Source organism: Paenibacillus caseinilyticus (assembly GCF_027533645.1).
Lineage (GTDB): Bacteria > Bacillota > Bacilli > Paenibacillales > NBRC-103111 > Paenibacillus_G > Paenibacillus_G caseinilyticus.
The window spans coordinates 210,244-224,642 of sequence record NZ_JAQAGY010000010.1 but is presented as its reverse complement, the minus strand read 5'-3'; the positions used below and the strand labels follow the sequence as shown (position 1 = coordinate 224,642).

General features: G+C 57.3%; 12 protein-coding genes. 4 read left to right on the top strand and 8 right to left on the bottom strand.

All coding sequences use genetic code 11. The features are described 5' to 3' along the window. Positions 1-4: 4 nt before the first annotated feature. The gene (locus O9H32_RS17260) at positions 5-562 is read right to left on the bottom strand and encodes an NUDIX domain-containing protein (protein ID WP_269867362.1); all 558 of its coding nucleotides are present in this window, start codon (positions 560-562) and stop codon (positions 5-7) included. Between the two features lie 170 nt (positions 563-732). On the opposite strand from O9H32_RS17260, the gene O9H32_RS17255 reads away from it, so the two are divergent. Further along, complete coding sequence (locus O9H32_RS17255) at positions 733-1,149, top strand: VOC family protein (RefSeq protein ID WP_269867361.1); 417 nt, start codon at positions 733-735, stop codon at positions 1,147-1,149. Here the strand turns inward: O9H32_RS17255 and O9H32_RS17250 are convergent. The 5 genes from O9H32_RS17250 to O9H32_RS17230 all read right to left on the bottom strand — a co-directional run bounded on the left by O9H32_RS17250 (position 1,140) and on the right by O9H32_RS17230 (position 8,801). Continuing rightward, entirely contained in the window at positions 1,140-4,403 is a 3,264-nt protein-coding gene (locus O9H32_RS17250) for a DEAD/DEAH box helicase (RefSeq protein ID WP_269867360.1), read from the bottom strand. The two genes, O9H32_RS17255 and O9H32_RS17250, sit on opposite strands and share 10 nt — an antisense overlap. A 275-nt stretch (positions 4,404-4,678) precedes the next feature. Beyond that, on the bottom strand, positions 4,679-6,088 hold the full coding sequence (locus O9H32_RS17245; RefSeq protein ID WP_269867359.1) for a VWA domain-containing protein: 1,410 nt from the start codon (positions 6,086-6,088) through the stop codon (positions 4,679-4,681). A 269-nt stretch (positions 6,089-6,357) separates the two neighbouring features. Continuing rightward, positions 6,358-7,536, bottom strand: a complete 1,179-nt coding sequence (locus O9H32_RS17240; RefSeq protein WP_269867358.1) for a trans-sulfuration enzyme family protein — start codon at positions 7,534-7,536, stop codon at positions 6,358-6,360. A 261-nt stretch (positions 7,537-7,797) separates the two neighbouring features. Next, complete coding sequence (locus O9H32_RS17235) at positions 7,798-8,454, bottom strand: deoxynucleoside kinase (protein ID WP_269867357.1); 657 nt, start codon at positions 8,452-8,454, stop codon at positions 7,798-7,800. Positions 8,455-8,576: 122 nt separating this feature from the next. Beyond that, positions 8,577-8,801 (bottom strand): hypothetical protein, encoded by a 225-nt coding sequence (locus O9H32_RS17230; RefSeq protein WP_269867356.1) that lies wholly within the window; start codon positions 8,799-8,801, stop codon positions 8,577-8,579. A gap of 415 nt (positions 8,802-9,216) precedes the next feature. On the opposite strand from O9H32_RS17230, the gene O9H32_RS17225 reads away from it, so the two are divergent. Together O9H32_RS17225 and O9H32_RS17220 are read left to right on the top strand one after the other, a co-directional pair. Continuing rightward, a complete protein-coding gene (locus O9H32_RS17225; protein ID WP_269867355.1) occupies positions 9,217-10,134 on the top strand; it encodes an AraC family transcriptional regulator in 918 nt (305 codons plus the stop codon). A 236-nt stretch (positions 10,135-10,370) separates the two neighbouring features. Next, positions 10,371-11,153, top strand: a complete 783-nt coding sequence (locus O9H32_RS17220; protein WP_269867354.1) for a hypothetical protein — start codon at positions 10,371-10,373, stop codon at positions 11,151-11,153. Positions 11,154-11,323: 170 nt separating this feature from the next. On the opposite strand, the gene O9H32_RS17215 is transcribed toward O9H32_RS17220, so the two are convergent. Then, positions 11,324-11,839 (bottom strand): cysteine hydrolase family protein, encoded by a 516-nt coding sequence (locus O9H32_RS17215; RefSeq protein ID WP_269867353.1) that lies wholly within the window; start codon positions 11,837-11,839, stop codon positions 11,324-11,326. A gap of 362 nt (positions 11,840-12,201) precedes the next feature. Between O9H32_RS17215 and O9H32_RS17210 the strand changes: the two genes are divergently transcribed. Then, entirely contained in the window at positions 12,202-13,875 is a 1,674-nt protein-coding gene (locus O9H32_RS17210) for a peptide ABC transporter substrate-binding protein (RefSeq protein WP_269867352.1), read from the top strand. A gap of 126 nt (positions 13,876-14,001) precedes the next feature. Here the strand turns inward: O9H32_RS17210 and O9H32_RS17205 are convergent, their stop codons facing one another. Continuing rightward, a complete protein-coding gene (locus O9H32_RS17205; RefSeq protein WP_269867351.1) occupies positions 14,002-14,145 on the bottom strand; it encodes a hypothetical protein in 144 nt (47 codons plus the stop codon). Positions 14,146-14,399 lie beyond the last annotated feature (254 nt).

Genomic DNA, 14,399 nt, shown 5'->3' with positions numbered 1-14,399 from the left:
GCCTTCAAGCCCGGAACAAACCGTACCCCGCCAGCGGCACTACCGGTGCTTCGTCGGCATGGAGGCCGTTCGCTCCCGCGTTCGCCGCCGCATCCAGCAGCCAGCGCGTGAACGGCGCGACATTCATCGACTCGATCTCCTCCAGCGTGAAGAACCCGGCGGCGTCCACCTCGACCCCATCCGGGACCGGCTCCCCGCCCACATATTCCATCTCGAATGCAATATACACGTTATGTATCGTTCTAGGCTGGTCCCGCAGCGCGATGATCCGGCGTACGACCGCATCCACCCCGGCCTCCTCCCGCACTTCCCGGCGGATCGTCTCCTCGATCCCCTCGAGCTGTTCGATATACCCGCCCGGGTTGGTCCAGTAGCCCATCCCCGGATTCTGCGCCCGCCTTACAAGCAGGAACGCCTTCTCCTTCACAATCAGCGCGCCGACCCCGATACTGTAACTGCCCCAGTGGACAAAGCTGCACTCGGGACAGGCTCGGCGGATCGTTCCGTCCATATCCCGGTCTTCCAGCGCCGCACTGCAGTTCATACAAAAGTTCGCTTCCATGTGCCCCACCCTGCCTGCATCATAATGGTATCCCGCCAATCATTGGTCTATTGTACTCCAGCCACCTGTGAGGTACAAGGCAGGATTTCAGACTGCGGCACAGCAACTTATAGGGCAGCCGTCCCGTCAGGATGACTAAGAACAGTATAAGTAGGAGGAGGCGCTTGCCCTTGCTGCATCATATCGAATGTTACGTATCCGACTTGACAACCTCCCGCGCTTTCTGGGGCTGGCTGCTCGGACGTTTGGACTACCGGCCCTACCGCGAATGGGATGGGGGCGTGAGCTTCATCAAGGACGGAACCTATCTCGTGTTCGTTCAGGCCGAGGAACGGTTCCTGGACATCCCGTATCACCGCCGCAGGCCCGGCTTGAACCATCTCGCTTTCGTCGCCAGGTCCAGAGAGCATGTCGACGAAATCGCCACGGAGCTCGAGCAGAGAGCAGTTCCCCTTCTTTATAGGGATAAGTATCCTTATGCGGGCGGTCCGGAGCACTATGCCGTATTCTTCGAAGATCCCGACCGCATCAAGGTGGAAGTCATCGCGCCGCCGGAGGGCTGCGGTCTGCCCCGCCTTCACGGGTGAAGCATCAGAATCTCCCGCACCTCCTGCTCGGTGAGAGAGGATAAGGTCTCCTCCCCCGGCCGGATGATCTCCTCGATAAGGTTCTTCTTGCGCTGCTGCAGCTCGAACATCTTGTCCTCCACCGTGCCGCGCGCGACGAGCCGGACGACCTGCACGACATGCTTCTGCCCGATCCGGTGGGCCCGGCCCGCGGCCTGCTCCTCTACGGCGGGGTTCCACCACAGATCATACAGGACGACGGTATCTGCGCCCGTCAGATTGAGGCCGGTGCCGCCCGCCTTGAGCGAGACGAGGAAGAGGTCCCCTTCCCCCTCGTTGAACCGGCTGCAGAGCTCGACCCGCTCGGCGGCAGGCGTCCGGCCGTCGAGATAGAAGAACGGCACCCCGCGGTATCCGAGCTCCCGCGAGATGATGCCGAGCATCTCGGTAAACTGCGAGAAGACGAGCAGCCGCCTTCCCGCGCTCCGGCAGTCGTCGATGAGTTCGAGCAGCTGCTCGAACTTGGCCGAGCTCCCCTCGTAGCCCTCGACGAACAAAGCCGGATGGCAGCACAGCTGGCGCAGGCGCGTCAAGCCGGCCAGAATCCGTATGCGGTGCTTCTCGAAGCCCTGCTCGCTCAAATGCTTCAGCGTTTCTTCCTGGAGCTGCGCAAGGTACGCCGCATACAGCTTCTTCTGCTCCGGGAGCAGCTCGGAGGACTGGAGCGTCTCGATCTTGTCCGGCAGCTCCTTCAGCACGTCGGTCTTCAGCCTGCGGAGCAGGAACGGACGGATCCGCCGCGCCACGGACTCCCGGGTCAGTTCATGGAAGAGGCTGCGAGGCGGCAGCAGCTCAGGGAACACCCCGTTGTAGATCGACCACAGCTCTTCGAGCCGGTTCTCCACCGGTGTCCCGGTGAGTGCGAACCGGACCCTGGCGCGGACCGCCCCGACCGCCTGCGCCGTCTGCGTCGCATGGTTCTTGTACGCCTGCGCCTCGTCGAGGATCAGCGTGTGGAAGGTTTGTCCGGCATACCAGGCGATATCCCTCCGCAGCAGGGGATACGAGGTGATGATGACATCCGCTCCCGGCCCTGAGTCCCGCAGCAGGGCATTGCGCTGCGTCCTGCTGCCGTCGGCGACCACCGCGCGGATCTCCGGCGCGAACTTCCGCAGCTCCCCGAGCCAGTTGTACATGAGCGAAGCGGGGCAGACCACCAGTGCCGGCTGGCGCTCCTCCCGAATCTCGGGAAGCACGGAGAGCAGGAACGCGATGCTCTGCAGCGTCTTGCCGAGCCCCATATCGTCGGCGAGGATGCCGCCGAAGCCGTAGCGCGCGAGCGTCTTCATCCATTGATAACCGTAGGCCTGATAATCCCGGAGCACCGGGGCCACGCGGTCCGGAACCGGGAACTCCAAGTGATCCGGGTTGCGCATATGCTCCAGCATCCGCCGCAGCGATTTGCCGAGGCTCACCGAGCCGCTCCGCCCGTCCGCCTCCGCCAGGTGAAGTCCCCGGAAGACGGGCAGACGCAGCACCGGGCCAGACAGCTGCTCCGGCCGGATCCCGAGCTCCGTCATCGTACGGAGGATTTCCTGGAATGCCTCCCCCTCGAGCGGCAGCAAAGAGCCGTCCGGCAGCCGGTGATAGCGGCGCTTCTCCTGAAGCGAATGCAGCAGCCGCCGGATCTCGGATTCGGGGATGCCCTGCAGCTCGAACTTGAACTCCAGCCAGTCGGTGCGCTCGCCGACATCCACGGTGGCCTTGGGGAGGAGGGTCCCGGTGACGACTCTGAGCTTGACGGCCGAGGTGGCGAACACCTGCAACAGCTTCTCCAGCTGCGGTACGACCCGGTAGAGGAAGTCGTACTCCGCCTCTTCCTCATCCATCACGTACCCGGCTTCCGTCTTCGCGAATTCCCCCTGCTCCATGAGCTCCAGAATGGCCCGTTCCCGCTCGCCGTCCCGCATCAGGATCGGTCCCGACGTCCGCTCCGAAGCCGCGTCCTCGAGCGGATTGATAATCAGGTCGCCGTACTGGAACTCCAGTGCGGCAAGCAGCCGGTCCCTCACGCGGTCGAGATACAGTCTAGCCTTCAGCGGAGCGTGCAGAATCCGCTCCGACACCTCCTCCTCGATCCGGACGCTGCCGAGCTTCGCCAGGCCGGGAATGACCTTCTCGAGGAACGACTCCGCCTGCTCCGCGCCGATACGGACCGCTCTGCGGCGTGCGGCCCCGAGCATACGCTTCAGCTCCGAGAGCCGGACGCACTCCTCCTCCGGCACTGTCCGGAACGTGCCCTCGCACAGGACGAGCCGGTATGCCTCCAGTACGACAATCCGGTCCAGCCCTTCCACTTCAAGCAGGTAAGCCTGCCTCTGCCTGTCCTCATCAGCGGGCACTTCGGCGAGACGGAACTCCAGAGGGAGGGTTCCCCCCGCGACCGTTATACCGGCATGCACAGCTCCGTTCTGTTCGATCCGCACTGCTGGAGCCGCAGCGAGCAGAGGAGACAGCGTATCCCAGACATAGGGTGGAAGCTCGAGCGCCTGTTCCCGTCCGGCCGCTTGCGTACGGCTGCCGCTCCAGGACGGGTCCCGGTAGAGCGTCTCATTGCGGCAGATCCCGATGAGGCAGCGGAGCACCGCGTCATCCGCTTCGGCGAAACTGTGCAGATCAGGGTCATAGCGGAACCCTTTGGCGATCCCATAGGGCTCCCTCCGGTCAATAGCCTCGAGCAGCTCCCTGATATGCTGCACGGGATGCAGCCGCTTAGCCCCCATTCTCAGCGTGAGCACGAGCATACTCCGGCCGTCTCCGTAGGCGACGGGCTTACAGGTGAACTCCGCTCCCAGCACCGTGCGGGTATCGAAGAGAGGCCTGGCCCCGCTCGCACGCCGCGGCTTATAGCCGAAGAGACCGAGCATGCCTTCGGCAAGCTGCCCGTCCACCGCTTCGTCTTCCTCGGGCTCCGGGGGCGGGTCCCTGTGCAGATTCATCAGCACGGCGGCAATATGCGCACAGTATTTGTCATCCGGATGGTAGGCGGGACAGGAGCATTCCGAATACACCTCGCCCTCCCGGTCGAGATCGACCGATACCCGGCAGAGCCCCCGTTCCCCTTCGACGTCCGCTTCGTAGATTGCGGGCAGGCCCGACATCCTATCTCCTGGCAGCAGGTTTACTTTGCCCCCCTCATAGTACGCTTCTCCCTCCTCGTAAGAGAACCGGCCGCACAGCCCCTTGATGCTTTCCTCCGTCAATATGAAACCCATCACACGATTCCTCTCTCCGTCGAAGAACGTGTCCGTTCCTCTTCTTGTTCCTATTATGATACCAGAATACCGAATCATACCGGAATAGCGAAGGCCGGGAATGCGAGGAATGACCACAAAAAAATAAGGACCCTCTTCAGGATCCTTATCATCATGACGACACACTCTAGTTCCATCACCAGCAGAAAGTCACCGCTCGCTGCCGGTAACCCCCCGCTCTTTTTCCGCTGCCCTCTCCTATCCCCGTGTGGTTAAGCTCCGGACATCCGCTTTCCTCACTTCGTATATTCACTGATCACCCGCACCATGAGATCGTTCAAAAATTCCACTTTGTATTCCCCGACGACGGGGTCAGCATGCGAGCCTCCGATCCCGCTGTGGTTCGTAAGGAACACATAGGTCCCGCCGCTGAAGGCAGCCAGGGAGCGCATCAGGAATTCCGTATTCGTATCGACGCCGCTGGAGGCGACGGGTATGATCCGCACGCCCATCCTTGCCGCCGTGCGCGCCAGCTCCCCCATCTTGGAGACGGCGGCCTCGCTCCCGTGCGGAGGGGCGTCCAGCACGAGGAACAGCAGGCGTGCCCGCGCCGACTCGCTCCACTGGTGCCCCAGCAAAGCATCCTCGAGCGCTTCCTCTACGGCTTCCGGCGTATCGCCGCCCCCCTTCGCCGTCTGCCGGCCGAGCTGTCCTACGGCTTCCTTCACGTCCTTCGTAAACGAAAAGGGCCGGACCACATAGTCGTCCCCATGGTCCCGGTAGAAGTTCGCGGAGAGATTCATCTCCAGGGGCGCCCCCTCATGCTGCGACTTCACCCGCTCCACCACGTCCGATAGCTCGGCGGTGATATAATCGAGTTCATCCGCCATAGAACCGGTGGTATCCACCACGAGCATCAGGTCGGCGGTCCCGCCCGGGTTCCGGACGCCGCCGCCAAGATCGACTGCAAGCTCGGTCCGGTATTGCAGCTGGACCGCATCCAGCTCTTTCGACACTTGGCCGCTCGTCACCTTGATCTTGTAGGTGTCTTTCGGCCTCGGGCCGAAGGCGCCGACGAACAGCTCCGCCTCTCCCCTGTTGTTCGTACGCGCCTTCCAGACTTCCTGTCCGTCTCCAAGAGCCTGCAGCTCGACAGCCGCGTCCGCTGCCGGTTCCTGGCCGCTGGTCACCTTCACCGTGACCCGCTGCTGAGGATACATCCGCCAGCGGCCGAGGTATCCGCTGTACTCCGGCTTGTTCAGCGTGCCGAGCCACGCATCCCAACCCCGCAGGTCGTTCCACTCCCCGGCCGTGAGCTGTCCGGCCTGGGCTTGGTTCGCGGCCGGCGGTTGGCCCGTCGGCACCGTAATCCGCTTCTCCGCCGGCGGGCTGCTCTCCGGCGCCCGGTCTCCTGCAGACGGCTTAGCTGCACTGTCCGTTGTGGCGGACGGCGCCGCTGCTTCGCTCTTCGTAGAGGCCGATGAATCGGTTTGCGCCCCTGTCGGCGTTGTACCCGCCTGCTCCCGGGACGAGCTGCTGCAGCCTGCCAGGAGCATCAGGCTCATCAGCAAGCCGGCCAGCCCTGCGACTCCTGCCCGAAGGCGCTTTTTTCTTATATATTCCCCCACGACCCCTGCCCCTTTCGAGAACTCATCTTTCCCTCTCCAGACGAACGGCAAATGGGGGATGTTGCTTCCCTTGTTCATTTTATGCAAATCTTTCTATGCCGGTTTCTCCTGATGAGCTTAGAGTCCTAGATAGTGAGGGAGTAGGGGAGGATTCATAGAAACAAGGTACGGATAGACCTGGCTGGAAGATATAAGATTGCAAACAAGTATATTGTTTAAAAGTATAGATTGAGCGGGTCTACGTGTTGGTTGGTTAACGACAAAAAAGCCCCCTACAACAAGGGGGGGCCACTCTGCGCTTAATCGCTTTGCCGTAAACTATCGATTAACTTCAATTCTCTTCCCGCTCACTTCGGCTCCAGCGCTTCCTCGAGATCGGCGATCAGTTCTCCGGGAGGCTCCAAGCCGACCGCCAGCCGGATCAGGCCGGGAGATAACCGCTCCTGCTCCAAAGCCTCCAGGTTATATCCGTAGTTGGGCGATACGACCTGGCTCTGATAGCCGCCCCACGAGGGGGCGATCTCGAAGCGTTTCATCCGGTTGATCACCCCGGCGACCCGCTCATATGTCGCTTCCTTGAGCTCGATGCTGAACACGCCCGAATAGCCCCGGAGCACCTTGCGCCCGAGCGCATAATCCGGGTGCGAAGGCAGGCCCGGATGGTTCACTTTCGCTACAGCCGGATGGGCTTCGAGAGACCGGGCTACCGCCAGCGCGCCTTCCTGGTGCGCCCGCATCCGGTGAGGCAGCGTCCGCATCCCCCTCGTGAGCAGCCACGCCTCGAAGGGAGCGAGCGCCGCTCCGAACAGCTGGAACTCCTTTGAGAACATCTTCTCGAGCGCTTCCTGCGACCCGACGACCGCTCCCGCCAGCAGATCGTTATGGCCGCCAAGGTACTTGGATGCCGCTTGGATCACCAGATCCACTCCATGCTCCAACGGTTTCTGGTACAAGGGCGTAGCCCATGTGTTGTCGATGAGGGTGCGAATGCCAAGACTTCTGGCGAGCCGTGCGATCTCAGGAACGTCGGTTAGACGGTAGGTCATCGACGACGGGCTTTCCATATAGATGACTTGGGTGCGCTCCCCTATCGCCTCTTGGACGGTCTCGATCCGGCAGTCCGCCGTAACCGTATGCGAGATGCCCCAGCGCGCCAGATAGTTCAGCAGCGAGACTGTCGTTTCGTACACCCGGCCTACCGCGACGACATGGTCGCCCGCCTTCAGGCTGCTCATGAGCGCGGCCGTGATCGCCGCCATGCCGGAGGAGAAGCATTTGCAAGCCTCGCCCCCTTCGAGCTCGGCCAGCTTGCGCTCGGCGAGCTCCACCGTCGGGTTCGTGCCGCGCCAATACACGTACTGCCGCATGTCTTCGCGCTCCGCCTCAGCGTACGCCTCGAAGGTATCGTAGGCGAACGGCGCGGTCTGGTAGATGGGCGGCACCGCCGCGTGACCGAAGGCTTCCTTCTCGTCCCCGTGGTGCAGCAGCGTCTGCCGGTCCTCCTGCGGGATCTCCTGCTTCTCCAAGGGCCCAGCCTCCTTATAGTACAGTTCGTACAATCCAGCGCTTGCTTTGGCACTCAGTTTCTGCCACAACTCCCAGTTCTATACGGATCCATGGTCGAATCAAGGATTCAGCCGGATGGGAACCCTTAAGCGTCACGCCGCTGGGTTCGCCTTCTTACGGTATCTTCGCTTCAGGCGGCGCTTCCCTCTCCCCTTTTTCTCATAAACGCCAAAAAAGAGCGCCCGGTATCCCGCAGCGCCCTTCCTATGGAGAGTTCCTTGTTATGCGATTCCCAGCTCTTCCAGCTTGGCCCGAACGTCGGCCACAAGCTGCCTGGCATCTTCCGGACGGTTCACCACGTCCATCCGGTCCATATCCACGATGAGGACCTCCGAAGCGCGGTAATGGTTCATGACCCAATTGTCATAACCCGACCAGAGCTGCCGGTAGTATTCCACCAGCGAAGCATCTTGTTCGAAGCTGCGCCCGCGCAGTCCGATCCGGTACATGACAGTTTCGAACGAAGCCTTGAGATACACCATAAGGTCCGGCGCTTTCTTCGGCAGTTCGGCCAGCTCGGACATCATGTTGTCTGCCAGTCCCTCGTACACCTCGAACTCCAGCGGAGAGATCCTGCCGAGCTCCAGATTCACTTTGGCGAAATACCAATCCTCATAAATACTGCGGTCCAGCACGTTACGGTTATGTATAAGTGCAGCTTTGATCGCCTTGAATCTCGTATTCAAGAAATGAAGCTGAAGAAGAAACGGATAGCGCTTCTTCTCGATCTCCTCGGGCGCCGAAGTATAGAACAGCGGCAGAATCGGATTATCATCCACACTCTCAAAAAACACATCCGACTTCAACGTTTCTCCGAGCAGCGTGGCTACCGATGTCTTCCCCAGCCCGATCATTCCCCCAACCACTATCACAGACATATTCCCCTTTCCCCTCTAACCCGGTTCGCGCCCTGCCCGGCACCCCGGACAGAGCTTCCCTATTATAGCAGGGAATGAAGCGGGACGGGAGTCCTTTCTTTTGCCAGGCGGAGGTCCATCCGCTAGACGTCTCTCAGTCCCGGATACCGCTCTTCCATCGTGCGTACGAGCTCCGCGTACGTATCCCGCAGCTGCGTAATCGTCAGAAGCTCCGGTATATTCCGCTTCTCTTCATCGGAGTGCTGCTCCAGCACCCCGTTCAATCCTTCCAGATTGAAGAGCAGCTCCTTATAGGTAAGCTGCATTTTCTCCAGCACGACGCCGATCAGGTTCTGGTAGGGTTCCATCCTCTTCCCTCCTTTTTGCATGCTGTACTTCGATCATACACGATCCCCGCACGGAAGAGCCAGCGGCGTTCCCCGGACCACAGCAAAGCCCCCTGCGGTGATTCCTCTGAGAGGGGCTGCCCTGGCTTGCTTGCTCTACTCCTTTTGAAGTTACTTACTAGTTTTCAACATTTAGGCTCGAAGAAATCTTAACGATTGATGATAGAAGGGGTCATCCATAATATGCCACATGGTGATATAGTAGATACAACCCTTAGGATATACTTGTTCCAACCTGGGCCGGTACCCCCAAGATGTATTTCATCGTTTGTTAAGTTGGTTATATCAAAAGAAATCAAGTTGCATATCTGCCTATCAGGGCGATTGACTTCAGTTATAAACTCATAATCGACGGGAGGTTACGATAGTTACGTTTATGGAAAAAGAATATAAAGCTCGGATCTATCAGGTGGTCCGATACATCGAAGAGAATTTGGCTTCTCCACTTACCGTAGAGGAACTGGCCAACGTTTCCAGCTTTTCAGCTCATCATTTTCACCGTGTATTCAAACGCGTGATGAATGAGAATGTGCTTCAGTTTATCAACCGGCTGAGGGTGGAAATGGTTATCAAAATGATTCATCATAAACCGGAGCGCAGCTTCACCCAGATTGCGCTTGACTGCGGTCTGCAATCCCCCGCCCATCTGGCAAGGACGTTCCGCCGCTATATGGGGATGAGCGCTTCCGAATACAGGGGTTCTATGGACCCCACCAAAGAACGGTATGATAAAGCGCGGGTGGCTAAAGCGACCGGGAGCGATCTGACTCAGGAAATGGAGGAGAAAATGGAGGAGAAGTACCGCAACCTGGGAATCACGATCCGGCGGCTTCCTGAAAGGCGTGCGGCCTGCATTCAACGTGTAGGGACACTTATCCGTGACGTCGCCGAGCTGATTGTCGAACTAGAGTTCGACAAACTCTATACTTGGATGCGATCTCATGAACAGATAGAGAACGACAGTCAGGCAGTTGTTTCTATACTCGACGATCCTTATATTACCCCGGAGTCGAAGCAGCGTTATGCGATTTGCTTCACGACATCAAAGGCCATCCCCTCTGGCACAGAGATACAGTCCCTTACGGTTAAGGGTGGGATGTACGCCGTTTTACCACTGACCGGACCGATTGATGAGCTGCACCCGCTCATACATTTGGTGTCACTACAGTGGCTTCGTCTCAGTCCCTATCAATGGGATGAAAGCCGGCGTATGCTTGCGATATTTCCGGACAACTCGTGGGAAAATCTCCAACCGGTTCGTATGGAATTCTGTATTCCCATTCAACTAAGGTGAGGAGATGAGTTTACACGAGATTCCATGGGGCCTGGAAGGGTTAGCAACCGTACCAAATAAGCCTTAGCGCTGCGCGGAAAGATTCACCAATTGAACTCAAACTTCGTCATATTATAGCAAGAATCGTTAAAGTATCCAGCAAGAACTGGGTAGAGTCTCAAGCCTCTACTATATTAAACTATTATTTGTTGGGCAGTTAATTTACAGTCGTTTTTGAAAATTAAGGAGGTAAAATTATGTTAAAAGGTATGAAAAAGCTAACATTACTCACATTATCAGCAACTGCATTACTTAACATGGGCTTGTTTAACAACGAAACAGCTCAAGCGGCTGCTTATAGCTGTGATGGAACTCCCGGAGTTTATATTTATGCGGATGCCAATTATGGGGGAAGCTGCGTTCGACTTTCTGATGTTGGAGATTATGACCTTCCTTCTTCTATGAATATCGGAAACGATAGCGCTTCGTCCGTTAAGATTGTTAACGGCAATGGCAAATATTATGAAGCCACGCTTTATAAAGATTCATACTTTGTAGGATCAAGCAGCAGACTTCTTTCCTCTACTTCCGGGTTAGGTAACACTCCTGTCGGCAATGATAGTGTTAGTTCCGCGAAAATAAGAACCGTCTCGTCTGATGTTTCCCAGCCTACCGCTAACAATAGTTTGAGTTATGGTGAAGAGCTTCGATATGCTATGAAGTATCTAACATCACAAAACGGCAGATTCAAATTAATATTCCAATATGACGGGAATCTAGTGCTTTATAAAGATGGCGGTGTTCCTGTCTGGTCCACAAATACAACTGGTGTATATGGATTTAACTCTCACGCCAATAGAGCACAATTTACCGGCAAGCTTAACGTATATGCGAATACAGCTATTCTTGCGTGGAGTTCAAACAACTCCGTTATTGGACAAAATTTAGTTGTTCAAGATGATGGGAATGTCGTCATTCGGAATGCGGCGGCAGGTGGAGGCTCGACTATTGTCTGGTCTACAAATACAGCCGGACAATAAGAATATGGATTGTATAGAAACCCAGCGTCTTATCTTAAGACGTTCTGGGTTTCTTTTTTTCCAACTCGACATATTCCCTCCTTTTGTTCGCTGCTGCAGAACTCCATCTCCGGATAAAAAAATCCCCGTAACGATGATCGGGGATCCGACGCCATCCGTTATGGCGTTCATTATATTCTTCCAGCCGCGGCCTGCTCCATGATGTGCTCGACGACCGGATAGGACACGATATGCCGCAGCAAATAGGTGCCGTGGACCGTCTCCCTATGCTCGCTCAGGATGCCGCCCTGAAGGATAGCTGCTCTCCATCCGCGCTCAACGGCCCCCTGGTAGGTGAACAGTACGCAGTGTTCCGCGGCAAACCCGCATACGATAACGAAGCCTGCTCCGCTCTCCCGGAGCACCGCTTCGAGCTCTGTCTCCCAGAATGCATTCGAATGTGATTTCTCAAGGTGAAGATCTTCCTCCCGCACGTCAATGTCCGGCAGGATCGCCAGGTCCCCGGATGTCCACTCGTCCGCCGCTTCCACATCCCGGATATGAATGACCGGATGACCTTGGGCACGCAGCAGGCCTGCCGTATGATTGATAACCTCACATACCGATGCCATGCCGGGTTCGCTGCGCCGGTGTCCGAGGAACCCTTCCTGCATATCGATGATGCACAGTGCCAGTTTCGATTTCATAGCCAGTCCCATCCCTTCTCTTGTCAACCTACAGAATACAGGAACCCTGTCTCCCGGTCGAAGCCTTGCTTGGTTATAATTAAATTTTCTTATGAACCTCCCTTTCGCTTCCGAATGCCAAGACGCAGAGGCTCCTGCTGTCATACCTTCCAAATCTTGTATTCTGCTATTGAATCCGGCAAGGCAATATGGTAGGTTAATAAATAATTCACATCCATCACCTAAGTTCTACCTCCCCTGCTCTAATCTTCCATTCGCACTTCTCGCATTTTCATTTTGAATCTGCCTTACCGCATGGAGCCGGATCACCGAACGAGATCACTTCGTTCTTGATTGCATAAAACATGTGAAGGAGCGAATCTATGAAGCTGCGCAAATGGCTCTCCACCACGGTTGTACTCTCACTTGCCTGTGCACTGGCCGCCGGCTGTTCCGGCAGCACAGCGCCGTCCCAAACCGATACCGCTACGCCAGAGGGGAAAGAGACTGCGGCACCCAAGCAGCAAATTTCGGGCAATTACCGGGCCGAGCCTGGTGCGCTTGATGTCTCGAAGACAACCCAGATCGCCGCATTCACGATTCTTAATGCCGTAGGGGAAGGCCTGTACCGGCTCGATAAGAACAACAAAGCGCAGCCGGGACTCGCCAGCGGCATGCCCAAGATCTCGGAGGACGGCAGAACCTACACGATCACCTTGAAGGACAATATCACTTACTCGGACGGCGTGCCGGTCAAAGCGCAGGACTTCGTCTACTCCTACCAGCGCAGCGTGGATCCGGCCACCAAAGCCATCTACGCGTTCATGGTCGCCTGGGTCAAAGGCGGTACCGACGTCATGAAGTCCAAGACCCCGGAAGAAGCCGAGGCGAAGAAAAAAGAGATGGGCGTGAAAGCGCTCGACGACAAAACGCTCCAAATCACGCTGGAACGGCCGATCCCTTTCTTTACGGAACAATTATCCTTCCTGAACTTCTTCCCGCAGCGCCAGGATCTCATCGATAAATTCAAAGAGAAGAACGGTGCGGATGCCGAGTCCGTCATCGGAGCCGGCCCCTTCAAACTCGAGAAGTGGGATCATGACCAGCAGCTTGTCCTCGTCAAGAACGACAAATATTGGGACAAGGACAGCGTGAAGCTCGAACGCATCCAGCTCAATATCGTCAAGGATGAGAATACGGGCCTGAACCTGTTCCAGACGGGCCAGTCCGATCTCCAGACGGTTACGGGCGAGAATATCCGCCAATGGGAGGGCAAGCCGGAATACGTGCTGCAGCCCGAGCTCTCCTCGTGGTTCATCAAGCTCAGTGAGAAGAATGTGCCTGCCTTCCGGAACAAGAAGATCCGGCAGGCGCTCGCTATGAGCATCGACAATACCGCCTTCATCGAGACGGTCATGGGCAAAGGACCTGTCGCCGCGACCGGGTTCGTGCCTGTGGGCACCAGCGACGGAACCGGAGAAGAATTCCGCAAGAAAGCCGGCAGCATCATGCCGAAGTTCGACCCGGCCAAGGCCAAGCAGCTCCTGCAGGAAGGGCTGCAGGAAGCGGGGCTCAGCGCGATGCCGTCCTTCAAGCTTCAATGCGATGACCACAACACCGGCCCCAAAGCGCTGGAGTTCCTCGTCGCCCAGTGGAAGCAGAATCTCGGCATCGACGTCATAGCCGAGCCGCTGCCGCACAAGCTGCGGGTGGACAACGAGAACAATCACAAGTACCAGGCTTCGGTCTCCGGCTGGGGTGCGGATTACAACGACCCGATGACGTTCCTCGACATGTTCATCACCGGCTCCGAGCTCAACGATGTCGACTGGTCTAACGCCGAGTACGACAAGTTCGCCAACGGTGCCATCGCCGAGCTCGACAAGGCCAAGCGTTCCGATCTCATGGTGCAAGCCGAGAAGCTCCTCATCGAAGAAATGCCGATCGTGCCGAACTACTTCCGGGCGACGAGCTGGGTCAAGAATCCGAAGATTCAAGACCTCCTCTTCCCGGCTTACGGCGTCGAGCTTGAATTCAAATGGGCTTCGGTAAAATAAATAAGAATCCCCTAAAGGCCCTTGTCTCTCTATGGAGATCAAGGGCTTTTGGGGCTGGCGCAGGTGCGGTAACAGATGCCGCATCTCGAATCCGGCGCTGCGGATCTACCTCCCGGCGCTTCATCTTCACTTCGGAGGACAGTAGACCACCTGCGGCCAGGAACGTCCTGCCGCCTCCAGCCAGAGGCTCCCCGCAACGAATACAGCGAGGCTCCAGTCCAGTTCTCTGAGCACAGCCTCTCCCCCCATCGTTTCAATTTCTAATTTCATGTTTACGCAGCTTCCAGTTTGTCTAAGTACTGTAGGGAGGGGAGAACGAGAGCGTTTCCATAAGGAAGTAAACCAACCTAAATGAAGCATAGATTGGCACAATTATGAACGAATATGGTAGTATAGTGGAAATGCCGGGACCCAATCTTCAAAGTCCCGCCGAACAATTTGTTGCAAGACCTCCGCTGTAAGAGGCATCCGAGCGGCAAGGTCAGTACAAGAAGCACATACATAATGGGTTGACCCATGTATCG